At 48.8% G+C, this 21,551-nt stretch carries 25 protein-coding genes; 6 read left to right on the top strand and 19 right to left on the bottom strand.

Going from position 1 to position 21,551, the window contains the following annotated elements; translation table 11 throughout:
* Positions 1 to 10: 10 nt before the first annotated feature.
* The 3 genes from tsaB to thiL form a co-directional block, all read right to left on the bottom strand.
* A complete protein-coding gene (gene tsaB / locus Ga0451573_RS16685; RefSeq protein WP_231685290.1) occupies positions 11 to 715 on the bottom strand; it encodes a tRNA (adenosine(37)-N6)-threonylcarbamoyltransferase complex dimerization subunit type 1 TsaB in 705 nt (234 codons plus the stop codon).
* Positions 696 to 1,184 carry a tRNA (adenosine(37)-N6)-threonylcarbamoyltransferase complex ATPase subunit type 1 TsaE gene (gene tsaE / locus Ga0451573_RS16680; RefSeq protein ID WP_231685289.1) on the bottom strand — a complete coding sequence of 163 codons (489 nt, stop codon included), beginning with the start codon at positions 1,182 to 1,184 and terminating at the stop codon, positions 696 to 698. Before tsaE ends, tsaB begins: the two co-directional genes overlap by 20 nt.
* A gap of 79 nt (positions 1,185 to 1,263) precedes the next feature.
* A complete protein-coding gene (thiL, locus tag Ga0451573_RS16675; RefSeq protein ID WP_231685288.1) occupies positions 1,264 to 2,292 on the bottom strand; it encodes a thiamine-phosphate kinase in 1,029 nt (342 codons plus the stop codon).
* 610 nt (positions 2,293 to 2,902) lie between these two features.
* Here thiL and Ga0451573_RS16670 point away from each other — a divergent pair.
* The 3 genes from Ga0451573_RS16670 to Ga0451573_RS16660 all read left to right on the top strand — a co-directional run bounded on the left by Ga0451573_RS16670 (position 2,903) and on the right by Ga0451573_RS16660 (position 4,459).
* On the top strand, positions 2,903 to 3,073 hold the full coding sequence (locus Ga0451573_RS16670; RefSeq protein WP_231685287.1) for a hypothetical protein: 171 nt from the start codon (positions 2,903 to 2,905) through the stop codon (positions 3,071 to 3,073).
* Positions 3,074 to 3,159: 86 nt separating this feature from the next.
* The gene (locus tag Ga0451573_RS16665; protein WP_231685286.1) at positions 3,160 to 3,618 is read left to right on the top strand and encodes a hypothetical protein; all 459 of its coding nucleotides are present in this window, start codon (positions 3,160 to 3,162) and stop codon (positions 3,616 to 3,618) included.
* A gap of 19 nt (positions 3,619 to 3,637) precedes the next feature.
* A complete protein-coding gene (locus Ga0451573_RS16660) occupies positions 3,638 to 4,459 on the top strand; it encodes a creatininase family protein (protein ID WP_231685285.1) in 822 nt (273 codons plus the stop codon).
* Between the two features lie 40 nt (positions 4,460 to 4,499).
* Here Ga0451573_RS16660 and Ga0451573_RS16655 read toward each other — a convergent pair whose 3' ends face one another.
* The 10 genes from Ga0451573_RS16655 to Ga0451573_RS16610 form a co-directional block, all read right to left on the bottom strand.
* Positions 4,500 to 4,907: an RrF2 family transcriptional regulator gene (locus Ga0451573_RS16655; protein ID WP_231685284.1), complete on the bottom strand. Its 408-nt coding sequence runs from the start codon at positions 4,905 to 4,907 to the stop codon at positions 4,500 to 4,502.
* A gap of 116 nt (positions 4,908 to 5,023) precedes the next feature.
* Complete coding sequence (gene thiC / locus Ga0451573_RS16650; protein ID WP_231685283.1) at positions 5,024 to 6,322, bottom strand: phosphomethylpyrimidine synthase ThiC; 1,299 nt, start codon at positions 6,320 to 6,322, stop codon at positions 5,024 to 5,026.
* Between the two features lie 11 nt (positions 6,323 to 6,333).
* The gene (thiE, locus tag Ga0451573_RS16645; protein ID WP_231685303.1) at positions 6,334 to 7,008 is read right to left on the bottom strand and encodes a thiamine phosphate synthase; all 675 of its coding nucleotides are present in this window, start codon (positions 7,006 to 7,008) and stop codon (positions 6,334 to 6,336) included.
* Between the two features lie 5 nt (positions 7,009 to 7,013).
* Entirely contained in the window at positions 7,014 to 7,838 is an 825-nt protein-coding gene (thiD, locus tag Ga0451573_RS16640) for a bifunctional hydroxymethylpyrimidine kinase/phosphomethylpyrimidine kinase (protein WP_331459438.1), read from the bottom strand.
* Positions 7,839 to 8,183: 345 nt separating this feature from the next.
* The gene (locus Ga0451573_RS16635) at positions 8,184 to 8,579 is read right to left on the bottom strand and encodes a response regulator (protein ID WP_231685282.1); all 396 of its coding nucleotides are present in this window, start codon (positions 8,577 to 8,579) and stop codon (positions 8,184 to 8,186) included.
* Positions 8,580 to 8,740: 161 nt separating this feature from the next.
* Complete coding sequence (locus Ga0451573_RS16630) at positions 8,741 to 9,922, bottom strand: amidohydrolase (RefSeq protein ID WP_435052295.1); 1,182 nt, start codon at positions 9,920 to 9,922, stop codon at positions 8,741 to 8,743.
* 45 nt (positions 9,923 to 9,967) lie between these two features.
* Entirely contained in the window at positions 9,968 to 10,795 is an 828-nt protein-coding gene (locus tag Ga0451573_RS16625) for a Nif3-like dinuclear metal center hexameric protein (protein WP_231685281.1), read from the bottom strand.
* Positions 10,796 to 10,899: 104 nt separating this feature from the next.
* Entirely contained in the window at positions 10,900 to 13,089 is a 2,190-nt protein-coding gene (locus Ga0451573_RS16620; RefSeq protein ID WP_269438357.1) for a Tex family protein, read from the bottom strand.
* 64 nt (positions 13,090 to 13,153) lie between these two features.
* Positions 13,154 to 14,338, bottom strand: a complete 1,185-nt coding sequence (locus Ga0451573_RS16615) for a DUF362 domain-containing protein (protein ID WP_231685280.1) — start codon at positions 14,336 to 14,338, stop codon at positions 13,154 to 13,156.
* Positions 14,339 to 14,433: 95 nt separating this feature from the next.
* Complete coding sequence (locus Ga0451573_RS16610; RefSeq protein ID WP_231685279.1) at positions 14,434 to 15,159, bottom strand: gamma-glutamyl-gamma-aminobutyrate hydrolase family protein; 726 nt, start codon at positions 15,157 to 15,159, stop codon at positions 14,434 to 14,436.
* 235 nt (positions 15,160 to 15,394) lie between these two features.
* Here Ga0451573_RS16610 and Ga0451573_RS16605 point away from each other — a divergent pair, with 235 nt between their 5' ends.
* From Ga0451573_RS16605 to Ga0451573_RS16595, 3 genes are all read left to right on the top strand, one after another.
* A complete protein-coding gene (locus Ga0451573_RS16605) occupies positions 15,395 to 15,862 on the top strand; it encodes a YkvA family protein (protein ID WP_231685278.1) in 468 nt (155 codons plus the stop codon).
* A gap of 74 nt (positions 15,863 to 15,936) precedes the next feature.
* Positions 15,937 to 16,638: an RNA polymerase sigma factor gene (locus Ga0451573_RS16600; protein WP_231685277.1), complete on the top strand. Its 702-nt coding sequence runs from the start codon at positions 15,937 to 15,939 to the stop codon at positions 16,636 to 16,638.
* A gap of 124 nt (positions 16,639 to 16,762) precedes the next feature.
* On the top strand, positions 16,763 to 17,194 hold the full coding sequence (locus Ga0451573_RS16595; protein ID WP_231685276.1) for a hypothetical protein: 432 nt from the start codon (positions 16,763 to 16,765) through the stop codon (positions 17,192 to 17,194).
* 80 nt (positions 17,195 to 17,274) lie between these two features.
* Here Ga0451573_RS16595 and Ga0451573_RS16590 read toward each other — a convergent pair whose 3' ends face one another.
* From Ga0451573_RS16590 to Ga0451573_RS16565, 6 genes are all read right to left on the bottom strand, one after another.
* Positions 17,275 to 17,928 (bottom strand): hypothetical protein, encoded by a 654-nt coding sequence (locus Ga0451573_RS16590; RefSeq protein ID WP_231685275.1) that lies wholly within the window; start codon positions 17,926 to 17,928, stop codon positions 17,275 to 17,277.
* A gap of 349 nt (positions 17,929 to 18,277) precedes the next feature.
* Positions 18,278 to 18,628: a type II toxin-antitoxin system PemK/MazF family toxin gene (locus Ga0451573_RS16585; protein WP_231685274.1), complete on the bottom strand. Its 351-nt coding sequence runs from the start codon at positions 18,626 to 18,628 to the stop codon at positions 18,278 to 18,280.
* Entirely contained in the window at positions 18,629 to 18,904 is a 276-nt protein-coding gene (locus Ga0451573_RS16580; RefSeq protein WP_331459437.1) for a CopG family ribbon-helix-helix protein, read from the bottom strand.
* A 161-nt stretch (positions 18,905 to 19,065) separates the two neighbouring features.
* On the bottom strand, positions 19,066 to 19,809 hold the full coding sequence (locus Ga0451573_RS16575) for a GltB/FmdC/FwdC-like GXGXG domain-containing protein (protein WP_231685272.1): 744 nt from the start codon (positions 19,807 to 19,809) through the stop codon (positions 19,066 to 19,068).
* Positions 19,806 to 21,071 (bottom strand): NAD(P)/FAD-dependent oxidoreductase, encoded by a 1,266-nt coding sequence (locus tag Ga0451573_RS16570; RefSeq protein WP_231685271.1) that lies wholly within the window; start codon positions 21,069 to 21,071, stop codon positions 19,806 to 19,808. The genes Ga0451573_RS16575 and Ga0451573_RS16570 overlap by 4 nt, the downstream gene beginning before the upstream one ends.
* A 28-nt stretch (positions 21,072 to 21,099) precedes the next feature.
* Positions 21,100 to 21,546, bottom strand: coding sequence for a 4Fe-4S dicluster domain-containing protein (locus Ga0451573_RS16565; RefSeq protein WP_231685270.1), 447 nt, complete (start codon positions 21,544 to 21,546; stop codon positions 21,100 to 21,102).
* Positions 21,547 to 21,551 lie beyond the last annotated feature (5 nt).

Below are 21,551 nucleotides of genomic sequence, written 5' to 3'. Positions count from 1 at the left end.
TCGCCTCACATCATTGCCCGTGTTTTTTCTCCCAGGTAGTTTCAGCCTCCGACTTCCGGAGATATACCGGCTGCATAAAAGTATAATCCTCTGTCTGGCCCTGCTGCAGCTGAACCATCCCAAGTTCGGCAGCAGCCCCGGCCCTGGGAAAACTGTTAATCATAGTCCCGAATAAAGCCCGGGAGCCAAGCCGGGTGATGATAGTATCCCGGTAAACCGGAACTCCGTCACCCAAAAAGATAACATTTTCGCGGTATCGCGATAATTCGTCCAAAAGCTGTTCCACAGGCATGGCCGCCGGTCTTACCAGTTCCTCCAAACCTTCTGGACCTGACCCGTAGATTCCTGCGTAAACCTCATTTCTTCTGGCGTCAAGAACAGGGCAAATCAGCCCCGATGCCCGGTAGTAATTCCAAGCCAAAACCCTCAGGGTAGAAACTCCCACAACAGGTATATCCAACGCCTGGCCCATGGTCTTAGCAACAGCCATCCCAATCCTCAGCCCGGTGAATGACCCCGGGCCGCTGGTAACAGCAATACCATCCAGTTCTGCCGGTTTAATGCCGGCATCATCCAGCACCTGCTGAATCATGGGAATAATGTTCTGGGAATGTGTTTTCAGGTTGTGAATAAACCGTTCCGAAACCAGCCTGTCATCTCCGGCCACAGCTGCCCCGGCCACTCTTGTGGCTGTGTCAATCCCCAATATGTACAATTTTTTTCAACTCCTCAAACAGACCGGCAGTCAGATCGACATAGCTTTGACCACAGGGCAGGAACTCCAGTTCCCTGGAATTATCACCCTTGTCAGCCCTGATGATACTTACCGTTAGGTATTCATCCGGAAGAAGACCGGTGACACGCTCCGGCCATTCAATCAGAGTAACCCCGCTGCCGAAAAGGTATTCTTCCAGCCCCAGCTCATATGCCTCCTCTTCCTCTTCCAGCCTGTAAGCATCGACATGGTATAGAGGCAGCCGCCCTTCATATTCGTTAATTATGGTAAATGTCGGGCTGGTAACATGCTCACTGATATCAAGGCCAAGGGCAATGCCCTTGGCAAAATGAGTCTTTCCCGCACCCAGGTCACCTTCCAGGCAGACTACGCTCCCTGCCCCGAGCATCCTGCCCAGGCTCTGACCTATGGTAATTGTTTTTTCCGTTGAATCACTAAACACCCTCATCCGGTAATCTCCTCCGGCAAAACATGCTTCGCCTGTGGTTATTATGACACCCGTTATATTATAACACCCGGTGATTCTGCTATTCTCCGAAATGGTTATATCCCCGGGGTTTCATCTCTCTGCGCCGGCCTCCGGTATCAACCAGCAGGCAGCCCCGCCCCGGCTCGGCAATCCGGCCAACCTCACAGGGAAAAGCGCCGGCCTCCTTAAGCGCAGAGGTTACTGAGTCCAGGCGGTCCGGCTTCACAGTAAAAACCAGCTCAAAATCCTCCCCTCCGTATAACGCCCACTGGGAGGGGGATACCCCTGCTCCTTCAGCCACCGCAGATACCGCTTCCGTAATAGGGAGGGATGCTTCATACAGCTCGCAGCCGGTACTGCTGGCCAGGCATATTTCCAGAACTTCACTGGCCAGCCCGTCACTGATGTCATTCATGGCACTTATGCACCCCGAGCCGCCCAAAATCCGGCCTTCCCGGAGACGTGCCCTGGGATAAAGGTGGGCGCTGATGACTTCGCTTTCGCGGTTCATCCCTGGTTTCATCCCCGGCATATCCTCAGGCAGAGGTTTGTTAAGGACATACAAGCCGGCTGCCGAGCTGCCCAGAGGGCCGGTAACCATAATTATATCTCCCGGAGAAGCGCCGGAACGGTAGACCACCCGGTCAGGTTCAACATAACCGGTGAGGGCCACGTTAACGGTCAGTCCTTTGGTTGAACTTACAGTATCACCGCCAACAATGTCGATTCCGTATTCTCTGGAACAGTCAATCAAGCCGGAGTACAGTTCTTCGACCTGTTCAACCTCCCAATCTGGAGGAATACTGACAGATACAGCCGCAAAGCCGGGCACCCCGCCCATAGCCGCAATATCACTGACATTAACAGCCATAGCCTTCCAGCCCACCGCCTTCAGGGAAAAGTATTTCAAGCTGAAATGAATATCCTCTACCAGCATATCTGTTGTCATCAGCAAAAACCTGCCGGGTTCCTGTCTCATCACGGCAGTATCATCACCGATTCCCTTTACCACCCTGCCGGAGTGCGGCAGTATTTTTTTGACAAGGATATTAATCAGCCCAAATTCTCCCACTTCCCTGATTCTCATGTTTATTCGGCCTTCCTGTAATAAAATACTAGAATTATTATACCTGTTAACCTTTGCGGTTGCAACCATGGTAAGGTGTTGTACCGTTTTTCCGCACTGCCGCCGGAGAAATCTAACCTTGTTCCTTGCGAAGTTCAGGAACACCGCCAATTCGGCGTCCTGCCTCAGTGGCGGCGCGGGCCATCCGTGGCCCGCGTCCTGAACTTCGCTTAGCGGAACTGCGGTAATATTTCTCACGGCGGCAGTGCAAGGAAAATCTTGTACAACGCCTCACCATATGCCGTGGTCATTAATGCAAAAGAAATTGAAAAATAATATTGACGGGGCTGAACATGCTTCAGAAGTACGGCCTCACTATGAACTGCATGGTTCTCTTAAGATTTTTTTAATATTTGGTTAACAATTAATACATGATGGGAATATTTAAGAATGAAGGCTATAAATTTTTTACGAGTAGAACGATAATTTATGTAAGAAAGCGAGAGGAATTTTTTTGAAAATTAAGATTAAAACGACTCGTTTTCCTATTGTGTCTTGCAAGCGAGTTAGATATAATAAAAACAAGGTAGTTTGCAAGCAAAACATGTTAAAAAGAAGGGAGGGGCGACTTGTGACTGAATTTGCACAAAAGCTCGATAAAATCCAATTGCCGCCCCACATTTTACGAGAACTTGGTTTGGAGAAAGATTGGCAAAAAAAAGTATCCCCAGAATTTATTCATAAAGTGGTCAAAACTGCAGAGAAATACAAAGATGTTTTAAAGGAGTTGTCAAAATATTAGTCACCGTTATTTAGCAGTAGCTGATTTGCTTATTATTCATTACGTGGTAATAGATGAGTATTTCAGCGAATTCAAGGATGATAGTTTTGACCAAAGGGGCATCAAAGACGCCTCTTTGTTTTTGTCTGCACTTAATCAACCAAATCGGAATGCCCCTGTCAGGGCATATGGTTGACATCATAACACGCCAGGATAACCCCACTTATATGAAGAGTTATCACCACCATGTCTACCAGGTTATTAATCCAAGGTTGGACTATACCGCCCTGAACATTGCCGCGGCTTTGGAAGCAAAAGGATTCCAGGCATTGCCAGTGGCGGATTCCCTGACAACTGATGAGAAGAATTTGAAGGGCATGTTCACCCATAAACTGGCGGCCAACCTTGCCGGCCTGGGCTGGATCGGCAAGAGCTGCTTCCTGATAACCCCGAAATACGCTTTGATGCCCAAAAGTGCGGTCGGCACCGCACAGAAAAAGAAAAGGCAACAGGAAGTCTTACCTGCGGCCTTTGTGTGTATATATGTCCCCATGGGAAACAGATGAAATGAGGTGATTTAACATCATGTCCCCTAAATACCTGTTTGCTGAAATGACATGGCCCGAAGTAAAGGAAGTGATTAAAGAAGAAAGAATAGCTGTTGTTCCAGTGGCAATCATTGAAGAACACGGTTACCATCTCCCGGTTGACACTGACCTTGTCCTGGTCTCCGAAGTATGTGCCAAAACAGGCCGGAAAATCCCCGGAGAAATTGTCGTGATTCCACCCGTTAACCATGGTTACGCTCCACATCAGATGGATTTTCCCGGAGTCATCTCTATCAGTGGCGAAACCTTTACCCGATATGTAACTGATGTTTGTATGAGCCTGGCCCGCCAGGGATTCCAAAAGATTCTCCTGGTTAATGGCCACGGAAGTAATATATCGTTTCTGCAAATCGCAGCCAGGGCAACAATTCTGGAATACCCGGATGTGATGTGTGCCGCAATCTCTTACTGGGACCTTCAGCCTGTTATTGATACCGCAGCCCGGATACGTGAATCAGAAAACCCGGGTGGAATGAATCACGCCTGTGAGCTGGAAACTTCGATGTACTTGGCCATCAAAGAAGAACTGGTTCAGATGGACAAGGCAGTAAGAGACCTCGATAAGTTTACTGCTTCAAAATACTTCTGGCTGGATCTGGTTGGGCAGGGCGAAGGCCGTCCCGTCATCATGATTCCCTACTGGAGCAGTATTTCTGAAACCGGAACTCTAGGTGACCCGACCACTGCCACAAAAGAAAAGGGCAGGCAGCTCCTGGCGGCAGCAGTAGAAGGCCTTATTGAGTTTATCAGCGTTTTTAAAAGCCGTAAACACTGTTCCCGCATTAGTCACCTCCCCTGAAAACACAACTTGTTTCCCCCTGAAATGCTGAAGAACCGGACTATTTCCCGACCAGTTCTCCAAAATTATGTCCCGCTAATTCGCCGATCAACTTTTCCTGAATACCTGCCAATGTCCGGTGTACCAAACATTCAGGCGCGCCCTTCTTACTACAGTAGGAAGGATCAATAAAACACCTATTGATTGTAATCGGCCCTTCAATGGCCTCAACGACATCAAGAAAAGTAATGTTTTCCGGGGCTTCCGCCAGAAAATAACCCCCTTTGGCTCCCCTCTGAGAGCCTGCTATACCTTTCTTTATCAGTGAGGGCATTATCTTCAGCAGAAACCGCATTGGAATGACCTCAGCTTTGGAAATTGTCTGGGCATCCACAACCTTTCCCTTGGTCTGTCTGGCAAGGTATAAAACTGCTCTGAATGCATAATCAGTAGCCTGATTAATGTTCATTATATCTACCGCCTTAAAGTATACCTTTCAAGTGTAGTTCGATTATAAACAAAAATGCACCGGTTGTCAATGCAACCAATGCATTTTTTCCCATATCAGCACTTATATCAATTATATCAGCACTTGGGAAACTGTGTCCCCAGGTATTCACCAATCACCTTCATGGCACAAAACTCGCCACACATAGTACATTCCTTCATGCCTTCCGGGTTTTTGTTCTTTCTCAAAGCCCTGGCCTTCACCGGGTCAATTGCCAGGTTGAGCTGGGCTTCCCAGTCCAGGTTCTTCCGGGCCTTGGCCATAGTATCATCCCATTTCCTCGCTCCCGGTACACCCTTGACTATATCGGCAGCATGTCCGGCTATCCGGGCTGCGATAACACCTTCATGGACATCCTGGTCAGTGGGCAGCCCCAAATGCTCCGCGGGAGTGACATAACACAAGAAATCAGCGCCGCTCCAGGCTGCAATTGCTCCCCCGATGGCTGATGTGATATGGTCATAACCAGGCGCCACATCTGTAACAATAGGGCCTAGCACATAAAAAGGCGCCTCTTTGCACAACCGTTTCTGAATCACCATATTTGCGGCAATCTGATCCATGGGTACATGCCCCGGTCCTTCAACCATGACCTGGACCCCCTGTTCCCATGCCCTCTCCACGAGTTCACCCAGGATGATCAGTTCCTGGACCTGGGCCTTGTCTGTAGCGTCAGCCAGGCACCCCGGCCGCAGACCGTCCCCGAGACTTAGAGTGACATCGTGTTTCAGAGCGATTTCCAGGAGGCGGTCATATTGTACAAAGAGAGGGTTTTCCGTTTCATGGTGCAGCATCCACCCCGCAAGAAATGCTCCCCCCCTGCTGACAATATCGGTAATCCTGCCTTCCCGGCGCAGCCTTTCGATCACTTCAAGGGTGACGCCACAGTGAACGGTAATAAAATCCACACCATCCTCAGCCTGTTTCTCAATCACCCCAAAGAGATCATCAGCAGTTAGCTGCATCAAGTTGTCGTACCTTTCCTTAGATTCCACAATTGCCTGGTAGATAGGTACGGTTCCGACACAAACGGGACAGTTTTCGATTATTTGTTTCCGGCATGTATTGATTTCGCCTCCCATACTGAGGTCCATCACAGCATCTGCCCCTGCGTCAAGGGCCGTCCGGAGTTTAGACATTTCTTTTTCGATGTCAGGATATTGGGGAGATGTCCCTATATTGGCATTCACTTTTGTTTTCAGTCCTTGTCCAATACCACAGGGTTTTAGATTACTATGGTGAATATTGGCTGGAATCGCTATCTTCCCCGCGGCCACCCTTTCCAAAATGATATCCTGGGCAACACCCTCCTTTTCAGCAACTTCCTTCATAGCAGGTGTTAGTTCCCCTGCTCTGGCTTTTAATATCTGAGTCATTTGCTGTCCTCCTAAGTATGATTTGCAGTCTGGTGATTACTTTTCTTTACCCTGTCAATTTCTGTAACCAAGTCCCGGGCTGCCCCGGCAATATCGGCTGCCCCGACAACAGCGCTGACAACCGCAGCGCCATCTGCCCCGGCCCGGATTACCGAGGCCACATTATGCAGCTTAATTCCTCCAATGCCATATATCGGCAGGGAAACCGCCTGTCTTACCTGTCCCAGTATTTCCAGTCCCCTGGGGGGCCTGGCATCCTTTTTGGTCTCGGTGGGGAAAACAGGCCCGACACCGATGTAATCAGCCCCGTTTCTCTCCGCCTCCAGCGCCTGTTCGGGAGTCCCTGCTGAGACACCGACTATCAGTTTACTGCCAACAAGCCTTCTTACAGCCTGCAGCGGCAGGTCTTCCTGTCCTACATGCACGCCATCAGCCTCCAGGGCCAACGCCAGGTCGACACGGTCATTAACAATAAACAGCGCTCCTCTTTTACGAGTAATCTCGCGGACTTCGCGGCCAATCTCGAAAACCCGGGAGACAGGCCAATTTTTTTCGCGCAGCTGAATAATACCCGCGCCACCTTCAATACATGCATTAATCACATCCCGGTAAGCCCTCCCCCCGGAAAATTCCATTCCGGTTACTACGTAAAGGCCTCCCCTGGCAGTCTTTTCTGCATATTTCATCAAAATTATACCCCGTCACCTCCCAAACGGCCAAACCCGGCAAAGTGATTGGGCGGGCCACCGCCACGCCCCACGGAATAACTGTGTTCCAGTGCGTAACTGACATACTTTTTGGCTTCTTCGACCGCTTCCCTGGTATTTCTGCCAAGGGCCAGTCCGGCAGCAACCGCTGCCGCAAAGGTACAGCCGGTCCCATGGGTATTTCTGGTAAGCACCCGTTTGCCGGTATATACATAGAAGCCGCTCCCGTCAAACAACAAGTCAACAACTGTATCTCCATTTTCCAAATGTCCGCCCTTAATAACAACATTGGGCGCACCAAGGCTCTGCAGGTCTATGGCAGCTGCTTTCATATCCTCCAGTCCGGTAATTTCCCTGCCTGTCAGGATTTCTGCTTCAGGTATGTTGGGGGTCACAATATGTGCCAATGGAATCAGCCTGTTTCTTAATGCCCAGATAAAATTCTCAACCCGATCATCCATCAGCAGATCTCCACTGGTAGCGATGATTACCGGGTCTACCACAATATTCTCTGCATTAGACCTGATAAACTGATCACAGACAGCTTCAATAATACCGGTATTTGCCAGCATTCCTGTTTTAATGGCAGCAATTTCCATATCCTCAAACAAAGCCGAGATCTGTTTGGCCACAAATTCCGGGGGAATGGCATGAACCCCGGAAACTCCCACTGTATTCTGAGCGGTAATGGCAGTCAGCGCACTTAATCCATAAACACCCATAGCGGCAAAGGTCTTCAGATCCGCCTGAATTCCCGCCCCCGCCCCGGAATCGGAACCGGCGACAGTCAATACCTTTTTCAGAGTCATAGCCCTTCTCCCTTCATTATCAACAGTCTTGCAAAAAAGTTAATTCCTAAATAAAAACAAACCCCACCTTCCTGAGGTGGGTACAAGTATGTCCTAACTTATGCCCACTTCCCTCCGCCGGTATTATCCGGTTGTGTGCAGCACCGCCCCAAAAGCCGGGACAGATATGCATTCGTCAGGTTCCAAGGGTTGACCCTAAAGTCTCTCAGCCGCCGCCGCAGCACCCCCAGTGGTCTGTATGAGTTTACTAATTATAGCATTTCAGATAACTTGTTGTAAATAGACACAGCATAAAAACACAAAAGACCGGTTCAGCGACCGGCCCAGCTCTAATTGCTCTTGCTGTTACAATGCAGATGCCCTGGGGAATATCTTTCGGGATACTTCATGAATTATCTGGCGAATCTCATCAACATCAAAGGGTTTGATGATACACTTAAAAGCTCCATTGGTACGTGCCTTATCAATGACATCCTTCTCAGTGAAAGCAGTCATAATAACTACCTGACAACTACATCCCGTCTCTTTCATCTTTTCCAGAGCCTTGGTGCCATCCATAACAGGCATGCGGATATCCATAAAAACTAAATCGGGGTTTATCTTAACAGCCTGTTCAACTGCTTCCTGGCCGTTAACTGCCAAAAAAGGCCTATGTCCCTCTTCCCTGATAATGGCATCAAGCAAATAACGCACCCCTGCCTGGTCATCTACTATTAAAACATCGAGGCATTGAGATTCCATAATGACACCCCCTGACATAAATTGCCCCATTCGACTTGTATTTTCCATTTTAATTATCCTTCGACGCTCACAGGCTAATCCCTCTAAAAACTTATAGTCTTTTTCCGACAAATAACGAGCATTATCGATAATAAGGGAGAAATTTAAAATATTCAGGCAATTCAGCCCAAATACGCGGTTTTTCCGCCTATTATGACATGTTCAATTCTAGTCTTTATTTCCAGAGGGTGTCCATTCATAATAATCAGGTCAGCATCTTTGCCTTTTTCAATACTGCCTATTCTGTCAGCAAGCCCGATTATTTCAGCAGCATTAATAGTAATCGCCTTTAAGGCCTCAGCTTCCTCCATTCCGGCCTTTACAGCAAGAGCCGCGCTCAAGCTCAGATAATTAATGGGGATAACAGGGTGATCTGTCATGATAGCTACCTTGACTCCTGCCCTGCTGAGTATGCCTGCATTTGCATTGGTGCGGTCTTTTAATTCAACTTTAGCCCTGCCTGTGAGCGCCGGTCCGGTTATCGCAGGAATGCCCCTGCGGGCCAGTTCATCAGCTATCTTAAAACCCTCTGTGCAGTGCTCTATGATAATTTTTACCCCGAATTCATCAGCCACCCTGATGGCAGTCATGATGTCATCAGCCCTGTGAGCATGAGCTCTTAGCGGCAGGTGCCCCTGAAGGACCCGAACCAATGTCTCCATCCTAAGATCCCTGTCCGGCAGCTTATCGGGGTCTTGGACACCCAGTTCCAGTTTCCTGAGATAATTCTGTGCCTTAACCAGGCTTTCCCGCAACAGCGCAGCAGTAGCCATCCTGGTCATAGGGCTTTTTTTGCCGCCGCCGTATACACGCTTCGGGTTTTCGCCAAAGGCAACCTTAACTCCAACAGGACTTTTCAGCACCATGTGGTCAATAATGCTGCCGGCGGTTTTCATGGCGAGATTCTCGCCCCCAATGACATTTCCGCTGCCCGGCCCGGTCACTACAGTTGTCACCCCACCCTCCAGGGCATCGGTAAACCCCTGGTCTTCAGGGTTTATGGCATCAATAGCCCTGAGGTGAGGTGTTACCGGATCTGTCATCTCATTAACATCATCACCTTCAATGCGGTAAGTTTCTTCCAGAATGCCCACATGACAGTGGGCATCAATAAAGCCCGGCATGACAATCTTCCCCGTGGCATCCAGAATGTCGGCGGCCTCGGGAATCTCTACATCTTTTCCCACTTCCTTTATCTTGCCATCTTCGATCAGGACAGTCCCTTTATCGATATCAGCACCCGCCATGGTTATAATTCTGCCGTTAATTACAGCCAGCATCATTTTTCTCCCCAATCTGTACATATTATTAATTCTCCCGGAATTTCAATTCCATTATAATATTACTCATTACTCAGGTTCAATGACTCCACTCATCCGAAGTACCTGCAGGCCTTTTTTCTCAAATTCACTGATAACCTGATTAATGCCGACAGAGTCACTGGCCATATGCCCAGCCACGACAACATTGCCGATATTCTGTTGTTTAACCGCCTTAATCGTACTATCAGGCATGTGCATGACAACAAGGGTGCCTACACCCGCTTCAAAGTAAGCTTTGGTAACATCTTCACCGCCACTGGTCCCCCCAGCCATAGTCACAAATACCCGACCGGCGTAATCAGACTCCCGGCCCACCCGGACAACCGGCTTGGCCAGGGTATTGCGGTACTCGGGAAGCTGTCCTAAAGCCCCTATCACATCCTTAACCGTAGCTTTTCCGGACTGCCCGAGCGTCCTATCCAGATGTCCCTGAATCAGGTTTTCCGCCAATATATCGGCAGGGGTATGGATAACGATAAAAGGCATTCCCATAAGCCTGGCTGCAGACATTACCCGGTCATAGTTGCCTACGTGGTGAGCCCGGCTCACCTCTTCCATACGTTCTTTCAAAGCCTTCTGGGCCTTATTTACAGGAACCCCGGCCTTAACCATCCGGTCAATCTGGTTAGACATCACATTATGGAACTCAACCATGGGCAGCCCGCCCCTGGGATGATGCGTTATCACCGCATCAGCGCCCAGTTCCCGTGCCAGCAGCAGTTCGGCAACCTCAATATCAACTCCGAAAGCGACCTTGGTAATATTATCTCCTGCCACTACCACCCCCGAATCAGCCGGGGTCTCCTCCAGCCCTGCAAGCTTCAGAGCCGTATTTAAAATATCCTGAGTATTCAAAAAATCACACCTCCATTTTTTCCCGGGATCAATCTGCCCCCACTGAATCAGGGGTCAGCGGGTCCCTTCCCAATAAGGGTCAGCGGATCCCCTCCCAATAAGGGTCAGCGGGTCCCCTTCATGCTAAGGCTCACCCGCTCTCTGGCCATATCCACACCGAGAACCCTTACCTTTACATTATCTCCCACTGAAACAACTTCCATAGGGTGTTTGACAAATTTATCAGCCAACTCCGAGATATGGACAAGTCCGTCATGCTTCACCCCAATGTCAACAAAAGCGCCGAAATCAACGACATTTCTAACTATTCCCTCCAGCACCATCCCGGGTTTCAGGTTTTCCATTGAGGTTACATCAGTACGGAAAACAGGCTTGGGCATTTCATCTCTGGGATCCCGCCCCGGCCTCTGCAGGGCCTCAATAATATCCCTGACGGTAGGCACTCCTGCTCCCAGCTCTGCAGCTACTGTTTCAGCATCGAGGGAAGCCAGCTTATGACGGATATCCTTCAGACCGGCTGTGCAGAGGTCATTGGGAGCAGCGCCAACCCTCTGCAAAATCTTTTCCGCAATATCATATGACTCCGGGTGAACCGGGGTGTTTTCCAGAGGGTTATCTCCATCCGGCAGCCTGATAAACCCAGCACACTGCACAAAGGTCTGGCCGCCCAGCCGCGGAATCTCCAGGAGCTGTTTCCGGCTGCTGAATCTGCCATGCTTTTCCCGGAAGCTAACAATACTTTTGGCCACCGCAGGTTTAATCCCGGCAACATACTTCAGAAGTGACGGTGAAGCAGTGTTCAGGTCAACCCCTACTGCATTTACACTGGATTCCACAACACCTCCCAGGGATTCCTCCAGCCTTTTGGAAGACACATCGTGCTGGTACTGGCCGACACCGATTGACTTAGGATCAATTTTTACCAGTTCGGCCAGCGGGTCCTGCAGGCGCCTGGCAATGGAAACTGCGCTTCTTAGGGAGAGGTCATATTGGGGAAACTCCTCCCCGGCAATTTTCGAGGCAGAATAAACAGAAGCACCGGCCTCACTGACTATGGTATAACTTACAGTGAGCCCTTCCTCCTTTATCATCCCGGCAACCACGGTCTCCGTTTCCCTTGATGCCGTGCCATTACCGATGGCGATAAGCCCTGCGGCATTCTCCCTGATCATCCGCTGCATAATTTCCCTGGCCTCTGCAGTCTTGTTCTGCGGCTGGTGTGGATACATCACACCCACCTCAAGCACTTTACCTGTTTCGTCAACAACTGCCAGTTTGCAGCCTGTTCTGAAGCCGGGATCAATGCCAAGAACAGTCTGCCCTCTGACCGGGGGCTGCAGCAAAAGACTGCGCAGATTTGCGGAGAAAATTTTTATCGCCTGTTCCTCAGCCTTTCCGGTTAATTCATTTCTGACCTCCCGGTCTATTGAAGGGGCCAGAAGACGCTTATAAGCATCCTGAGCCGTTTCCTCCAGGACTGTTCTCCAGATGGTTTTTTCATTCAAGATCAACCGTTGACAAATCAGGGAAACCAGTTTTTCTGCAGGGGCCTCCACCTTTACCGAGAGTATTTCATCTTTTTCGCCCCTGTTGATGGCCAGGATCCTGTGGGGAGGAATGTTCCTCAACGGCTCGTGGTAGTCGTAGTACATTTCATACGGGGTGCACTTTGCTTTATCTGCGGCCAGGGTCATCATAATACCTTCGTTGAATGTCAGCCTGCGCGCCAGCTTACGCATGTCGGCATCATCAGAAATATTTTCGGCGATTATATCCATAGCTCCATTAACCGCATCTCTGGCAGTATGTACTTCCATTTCGGGGTTGACATAACACTCCGCCAAATTTTCAGGGGTCCCGTCCATATCCTGCTGACCCATTATTCTCAGAGCCAGCGGCTCCAGGCCGCGTTCCCGGGCAATTGTGGCCCGGGTGCGCCGTTTTTGCCGGTAAGGCCGATAAAGATCTTCCACCTCCTGCAGTTTGTGAGATTTAACTATAGCATCCCTCAGTTCACCGGTCAGCTTGCCCTGTTCTTCAATTAACCTGATAACTTCCTCTTTCCTTGACTCCAGGTTACGGAGGTAGCTGACTCTTTCTTCAACATCCCGGATCATGTTTTCATCCAGTTCACCGGTGGCTTCTTTACGATACCGGGCAATGAAAGGGACCGTGTTGCCGTCATCCAAAAGCCTGACAGTCCCCAGAACCTGAGGCTCCCTGAGCCCCAGTTCCGCAGCAATCGTTTTTACATGCTGTTCCGCCTGTGATGTCTTATTTTTTGTTTCCATCATCTACTCTCCTCATAACTATAAAATTGTTTTGGACAGTTTATTTAAGATAATTGTTTTAGATAAATTATTTCAAGTAGCGCTGCCGCTTTTTCTGCTTACCATGTCTGACAAGGCCGGCCAAAACCCTGCCTAAAGGATTTACCTGCTTCATTTGCACGGCTTTGTTGGGACACAGCTCCTGACAGCAGAGACATGAGATACACCTGTTGTAATCTATTACGGGAATCTTTCCCGACAACTCCATTGCCTGTACAGGACAGCTATCCACACAAAAGCTGCACCCGGCACAGGCATCTTCAGCAATTACAGGCCGGGCTCTGAGCATTCCCAGAATTCCGCTGACCAGAAAACCGGGCAATAGTTCAAACATTAAATTGGAGGGAAGGTCAAAATCCCGAAGCTTCAAAGTTTCCAGCTTTTCTCCCAGTACCTCGATTTTAGACAGGTCTCCCATACCCAGACCTCGCTGGTGGGCAATCCGGGTTGTATGAATCTTAAATGGGGCCACCCCTGCTATGTAGGCCACAACTGCATCCAGGGCCACACCGTCCCCGGAGGCCAGAACCAGCCCCATATTCCTTGGGCTTCCTGCTGACGGCCCGTTACCTTCCATGCCTACTATGCCATCCATTATAGTCAGGGCCGGTCTTGTCAGACCATAGATATCTGCCAGCACCCTGGCAAAATCCTTCAGCCGCGGCGCCATCCGGTGGTATTCAGACTTCCTGTGTCCGGGCACACATCCAAACATGTTTTTAACTGCTCCCGTCAGAATGGTCACTGAGTGGGTTTTCAGCTTTGGCAGGGAGATCACTACATCCGCCTCCAGAACCGGCTTGGCCAGATGCAGTGTCCGTATAGGCCCCTCAGCAGCAACAGCGGCAACACCTGCAGAATCAAAATTGACCAGTTCGGCTCCCGCTTCTTCAGCCGCCCTGGCGATCCCGGCAACCTCAAAGGTACTCTTTGTGGGGGCCTGTCCGGCTACCATGCCCCCGGAACTGTCACCCACCAGGGGAATACCGCCGGCTTTTTTAACTTCAGCAGCCACAGCCTTGATAACAGCAGGATGGGTGGTTACCGCTTCTTCCGGAAGCTTCATTGTAAGTGCATTAACCTTCAACAAGACCATCAGACCGGGCCGGACAAACCGTTCCATACCTCCAATTAGCATTATTGCTGTACGTACCGCACTGTTTACCCGGTCCTGGTCATAATCAGCACACCTGGATACCGATACCTGTACCATTTTATCCTCCGTCCTGTTATTAGGAATATCTTATCTTAGGTATTATACCTTGAACATTATTATTCCATGAGCGCTGCAAATCCTGCCTCCGGTAATTAATTTTTTCGGGATTGGTCAGTCCGTGATGCCGCTTCTGTAAAAGCCCCGATCAGCAGCCTCGCATGCCGGTCCTTGGGCGCCATGCACTCAGGATGCCATTGGACCCCGATGACAAAAGGGCTTTCCCGGTGCTCAATTGCCTCAATAACACCGTCACTGCTCCTGGCAGTGACCTCAAATCCCGGGGCCGGGCTGCGGACTGCCTGGTGGTGAAAGCTGTTGACCCTGGTGCTGTTACATTTGAGAATCTCTGCCAGGCGGCTGCCTTTGGCAATGCTGACCTTATGTGTGGAGTGCCACCTGGGAGCTGATTGGGAATGCTTCAGGGGTTTGCCGATTTCTGCGGGAATATGCTGGATAACAGAACCTCCACAGGCCACATTAAGTATCTGAATTCCCCGGCAGATGCCCAGAATTGGTATCCGCCTCTGCATAGCAGCCCTTACCAGCATGATTTCAAACCTGTCCCTTTCAGGAGTGACCTCACCCAGTCCGGGAAGCGGCTCTTCATCAAAGAAACCGGGATCTACATCCCCACCTCCGGTCAACACAAGACCTCTGACCGCCCTGAAAAATGGCGCCACAGCTTTGATACTGCCTGAACCCGGCAGAATCAAGGGGATACCCTGGGCTTTAATAACGGCCTCCACATAAGCCTCGGGCAGGAAAAAACGCCCGTCCATATGGTTATACGAACACGAAATCCCGATTAAAGGCTTCATCCCTTACCCTCCCAACAAATTATATTGAATATGCTTTACTTGTATCATATTATTTAGCTTCGTGGAAAATGTTGCTGGGATGTCTCATTATGTCATCCAGGTCATTTCCAGAGCCTTGATGTTGGGAAAAAGTCAGAACGAAACCAATTTGAAAAATCAGGAAGTGATTTCCCAGCAGGAAAAAACGCCCCCTAGGGCGAACAATTTAACATATCCCTTTTAAGGAGATGAGGACATGGGCATTATCATTCCATTTCCCAATAACCGGAATATCCGGAAAATAGAAGACGGCGAAGAAACAGCAATACTGAGCGGAAAACATAAACAAGTACTCCAGGACAAACTTGAGGAAAAGACCAGATATGTTTCCGAACAGGATATCAAAACCATCGAAAGACTGACATACCATAAACTTAAGAAAATCCGCAGCCGGAAACTGTTTGTAAAAAAGATGCGGGAAAGAGTCAAGCTGCTCTATGAGATGTTATTTGACGAGGAAATTAAATTGACCAAAACAGCCAGGAAAACGGTGGCTGCAGGATTACTTTATTTTGTTTCCCAAAAAGATCTTCTGGCAGATGATATTCCCGGTCTGGGTTATCTGGATGATGCCTATATAATCAGGCTGGTATGTGAAAAAGCCGGTTCCGAGATCCAGAATTACCTTGCCATTAAGGGAAAAGATGAAAGATTGTATATCTAGGATGCAATCCATAAATATAATTCACAAACTCAACCATAAACACATTATACCATAGATGATCCGGGAGATTTATTATGTCAGTGATTGTTCTTAATGAACTGATTCAGGAATATGGACCGATGGTTTCTTCTATCAGCCGGAGAATGCTTCGGGATGAGGAACTGGCAAAGGATGCGGCCCAGGAGGTCTGGCTGCAGGTAATCAAAAGCCTGCCCGGCTTTCGAGCCGAGTCCGGGGTATCAACATGGATTTATACCATTGCCCGCCGTGTGGTTTCTAAGCATGCCCATAATGAAAGAATTTACTCAATCCGCTTTTTGAGAGATTATTTTCACCAGGGAGATGTTGAAGCCCCTTTTTACGAGGAGTATGATAAAAGACTCTGGATTAAGGAAATGTGTGACAAATGTCTCACAGGAGTTTTGCATTGTCTCGACAATGAATCAAGATTAATTTTTCTCTTCCGGGATGTTGCCAGGTTATCATATGACGATATTGCCGCGATTTTCTCCCAGGATAAAAGCGCTGTCAGGCAGACTGTTTCCCGGTGCCGGAAGAAATTGCGAAATTTTTTAAACTATGAGTGCATGTTATTTAATCCCTCAGGTAAGTGCAGGTGCCGCATGAAAAACCTGGTGGCAGATGTTAACCTGGCAGGAGAGTATGAAAAATTAAGGAGACTTGTAGGAAGGGTCAACCTCTTCCTGGAATCAGAAAAAATTCTGCCTGCCAAAAACTACTGGGAAACGTTTCTGTCGACGGATGAGCACCATTAATAATTTTTATCCAGAATAACAAAAATAATCACCGCCAGGCTGTCACAATTTTATAATTCCCCCCCACTAAACTAATAAAGGCAGTTAAAAATCTGCCAGCCAAATAATTGGGGAGGGGATTTATATGAACGTGGAAAACAGGCTCAAGGTGCTGCAAAACCTTTATGTGGGAGTTTTGGTTGATTCTGTGCGCAGGTATACCGCTGCAGGCATTCTAGACAAAGTGACTGAAGAAAAACGCAATGAACAGTTGGTGCAGGGGGCCCAGATAGCGAAGTCATTGAATATCCAAAAACCTGAAGAGGGTTTTACCCTGCTTGCCGAAATAACCAATTGTGCCCGCTGGGAAACGACCGAAGGTCCGGAAGGGATTGTGATGGAAACCGGCAGCTGCCGGCTGTGTGCCTTTGCCAAAAATCTGGCCACAGGCTGCCCATGCCACATTTATTGCCTGAATCCAATGGAGGGCATGCTAAAAGGCCTTGACTCCGGTTATGACTTCATTGTTGAAGAAACCCTGTGGCACGGAGCCAAATGCAGGGTCAGAATCGGGTAGGCCATACAAATGTATATACCTGAAAAACACCAAAGCAGGCGGAATTCCGCCTGCTTATCCTTTGCCGGTTCAGATTTGTTTTATTGATATGTTATGTCCGAAATCCTCAAACGGTCACCGTCATCCCGTAAAGTTGTGATCCGGTTCACTTCCGGCCAGCGCAAATCAGGGTTGCCGTTTCCTTTGATAACCACTGTTGATGGAGTAACTTCAATATTAAGATTCTTTTCAATAGAACTCAGGGCATCAAAATACTCCGTACCCTGAACTTCATATACCTCTTTTTCTTCTACTGTCGTTTTAATAAAAAAGTAACTGAAGATGTCTTCCGCTTCGGAATCGGTGTAATGTTTGGCAAGGGTATTTATAATCAGGTCCTTTTGCTCCAAACCTATCACCGGGGGGGTTTGGCCGGCCACAACCGCTACTACCTGATTGGTCCAATTCTCCACTCGGAGAAACCAGTCAAAGACCCCGTCAGAAGACTCCTGCAGTTTTTCTGCGGTAAGAGGCTCAGGAGCAGCAACCTTTTCCAGGGCTGCTTCAAGAGGGTCCCGGGCTTGCCCCTCAGAATCACCGCTTTCCTTCTGCTGTGGCACATCTTTTTCAGGTGCATTTGTACCGGACACATTGGGGCCGGAACCGGGACCGGTGTCACTGGCAGGTTTAGTTCCCTGGCATCCGGACACCATAATGCTTAACATAATTGCAGCAATAATTAGCAGATACCTCATGATAAATCCCCTCCATATGTTATGATGCTTCTTACATTATGTAAGACGAAAAAACCCCTCTCGGGGTTTCGTCCTTTCAGGGCTTTTCAGGCATAGTTACAGGCGGAATCCGCCTGCTCAGGCTGCTGACAAAGCCAGTAATTTTGAGCTAAAAATGTTATAAGACTGGGGTAGATGTGTTCCGGATGGCGGAGTCTATCGTCCGCCCGGCCAGCGATCCGCGAAGCGGGAGCTGTTTGCCGGCGGAGATGTAGCCCGCCGAAGGAATTCATCTACCCCTGTCTATAAGTTTAATACTCAAAAAAATATGGGGTTTGTCAATAAGCTGAGCAGGCGGGATTCCGCCTGCTTATATTTCAATTAATCCCAGAGAAATCTCCATCGCCTGGGCAATTTTTTCCATTATCTCTTCATTAAGTGTGGTTACTTTTTCCTTTAATCGGCTCTTATCGATTGTGCGAATTTGCTCAAGAAGAATTACCGAGTCCTTTTCCAGGCCGCTGCTCTTCGCAGTAACCTCCACATGTGTCGGTAGCTTCGCTTTACTAATTTGTGAGGTGATTGCTGCCACAATGGTTGTCGGACTGTACTGGTTACCGATATCATTCTGCAAAACCAGCACGGGTCTTGTCCCACCCTGTTCTGAGCCAACAACGGGGCTCAGATCGGCAAAATAAATTTCTCCGCGTCGAATCTGCATTTATTCATCCCCCGACAAGCGCCCACTGTATAGTTTACTGACTTCGTGTTCCAGGGCAAAGTTCTCCCCGGCCAGGGCCAAGTTAATTTTAGCCATCTCAATATATCCCTTTTTCATCTGTTCCCTTATAGTTCTCCTTTTTCTCTCCTGAATGTAGAGTTTCATTGCCTCACGGATAAACTCGCTCCTGTTGAGTTTTTCCGCAGCAACAATTCCGTCAACTTCGCGCAATAGATTGTCCGGGAGGCTGATCATTATCCTCTTAACTTCCGCCACCAAAGGGCACCTCCTTAGTAAAGCGTATAATACCAAGTATAACATCAAGTATACACCCTATTATATACCAGAGTATATACTGCAGTCAACTCACATGCCGGCATTCCGTCATCCTTTTGGGCATGTATTTAAGGTCCCATGTGCGCGTCTTACGACCAAGTCTATGCCGGAGTATACAGGTTTCCGTAAGGACGGTGGGAAACCGGTATCAGTTTGACAAAGTTTTCTTTAGTTACCTCTTCATAGTCTATACCTAAATCATTACAATATTCATTAAGGCAGCTGCCGAGAAGTTTTTTATCAGCTTCATCAAGCTCAAACACAGCAACCTCGCTGCCGAGGAGAGTTGAATCAACTTCACCTCTCACATATATTACCCCTCCGTGCATCCCTGTACCCAGATAATTCCCAGTAATCGGTCTGCCGGATTTGCGCTCCAGTCCCAACACAACCAAAATACCTCCGGCCATATATTCACCCAGGAAGCTGCCGGCTGTCCCGCCCACTACGATAACAGGAATATTATCTTCATACTCCTTCATGTGAATTCCCACGCGGTAACCCACATCACCCCTGATGAAAAGTTTCCCGCCCCGCATGGCATATCCCAGGACATCCCCGGCATGGCCGTGAACCACAATTTTACCCGAATTCATCGTATTGCCTATCGCATCCTGCCCGTTATCACGAACTATGACGGTAGATCCATTCATAAATGCTCCCAGGTCGTTCCCCGGCACACCTTTTATCTCTATCTCAACAGGCCTCCCTACCCTCGTGCCGATATACCTTTGGCCATTGACATTAGTCAGGACGATCTTTGCAGCCCCCTCATCAACAGCCTCCTGGATCATGTCATTAAGCTGCCTGTAATATAACCCTTTTGCATCTATCGTTTTTATCATTGTACCGCCCCCCCGCTCAACCTGGCTTTTCTATCCGCCTCGGGAAAATCAACATATCCGAATCCGGGACTCATAAGCCGCTCCTTAAATGGTGTAATATCTGTCTTTTCTTTGATTAAACCTGTAAGTATCCCGGCACGGTCTACTTTATTGAGCAGAATATAGCCTACAATCTTATTATCCTTCAAAATAATCTTCCGGTAAGAACAAGTCTCAGGATCAGCATTGACCAGGATCTCAAATTCCTCTGAATCAGGCTTTACAATTCCAGCAGTAAGCATCGGGAGGTCCCCAAAACCAATCGCATTCATTGCCAGCCCGCCATTAAATATGGTTTCAACCCCAGCCATGTTGCGGCCTGCCGCCTCTCCCTGAAGATATGCATTAGGCAGCAGCGGCAGTACCCTGTTAGCGCCGGAACTGATATCAAAGCCCTCGGAAACATCACCGGCAGCATATACACCGTCCAGGCTGGTTTCCATTTTTTCATTGACCAGGATACCCCGGTTAACACTGACCCGTCCTTCAACCAGACCGGTATTAGGCCTTACCCCAATGGCGACAACCAGCATATCACACTTGACGACGGTTTCATCTCTGAGGGTGACTCCGGTCACTTCAGCATCACCGATTACTTTTGAAACACTATTATTAAGAATAAATTTGATTCCCGTTCCTTCCAGGTATCCCTGAACCATCTGTGCTGACTCCTCATCAAGTATGGCCGGCAGGATACGGTTGGCAAGTTCCACAACAGTAACGTCAATACCAAGCCTGTTCAAGGCTTCAGCTGCTTTCAGGCCTATCAGTCCGGCGCCGATAACCACGGCTTTCTTCTTACCGGCAGCAGCCGCATGCTTGATTTCTTTAACATCATTAAGCTTTATAAAAGTAAAAACTCCCTCTTTGTCCAGGCCGTCCACAGGTGGGATAACCGGCTTCCCGCCTGCAGCTACAAGCAGGCGTTTATAAGGAACAACGGTCCCGTCTTCCAGTTCTACCTTCCGGTCCTCAAAATCAATCCTGCGGACCCTGCTGCCCAGCATTGAATTAACATTGTTGATTTCATAGAAATTCTCTTTCCGGAACATCATTTTATCTTCAGCAACTTTTCCGGCCAGCCAATATGAAATCAGAGGCCTGGAATAAGTATGGTAAGGCTCATCCGAAATCACGGTAATCCGGCCCTCCCGGTCAACCTGCCTGATTCCCTCAACAGCGCCGACGGCAGCAGCGGAGTTACCTATAATAACATAGTCCATTTCCGTCCCTCCTTAGTTTGACCAGGCATTATTCCCTCTCTTCAAACACCAGGGCTTCATTGGGGCAGTTGGCCACACAGGCGGGGACCCCATCACCCCTGCTGCACAAATCACATTTAGAAGCCACCTTTTTACCTGATTCGTCTCTCCGAATCGCCCCGAAAGGGCAGGCCAGGACACAGGTCCAGCAGCCAACACAGCGGTCTTCGTCATTGGTGACGATTCCCGTTTCCGGATCCCTATACATGGCGCCGGTGATACACGCCTTAGTACAGGGGGCCTCAGCACAGTGGCGGCACTGCAGGGCAAAAGAAACCGGTCGGTTCTCTTCTACAATAACCCTGGATAATGGCGGAACTCCTTTTTTGAAGGCCTTTACAATATCATTCGGGTATTGGGAGTGAGCAGCTGTACAGTATACTTCACAAAGTTTGCATCCGGCACAGACATCTTCTTTGGCATAAACTCTCTTCATAGTTC

The organism is Phosphitispora fastidiosa, from assembly GCF_019008365.1.
Taxonomy (GTDB): domain Bacteria; phylum Bacillota; class Thermincolia; order Thermincolales; family UBA2595; genus Phosphitispora; species Phosphitispora fastidiosa.
Note: the sequence above shows the minus strand (reverse complement) of the source record. Positions and strands in the feature narration are given on the sequence as shown.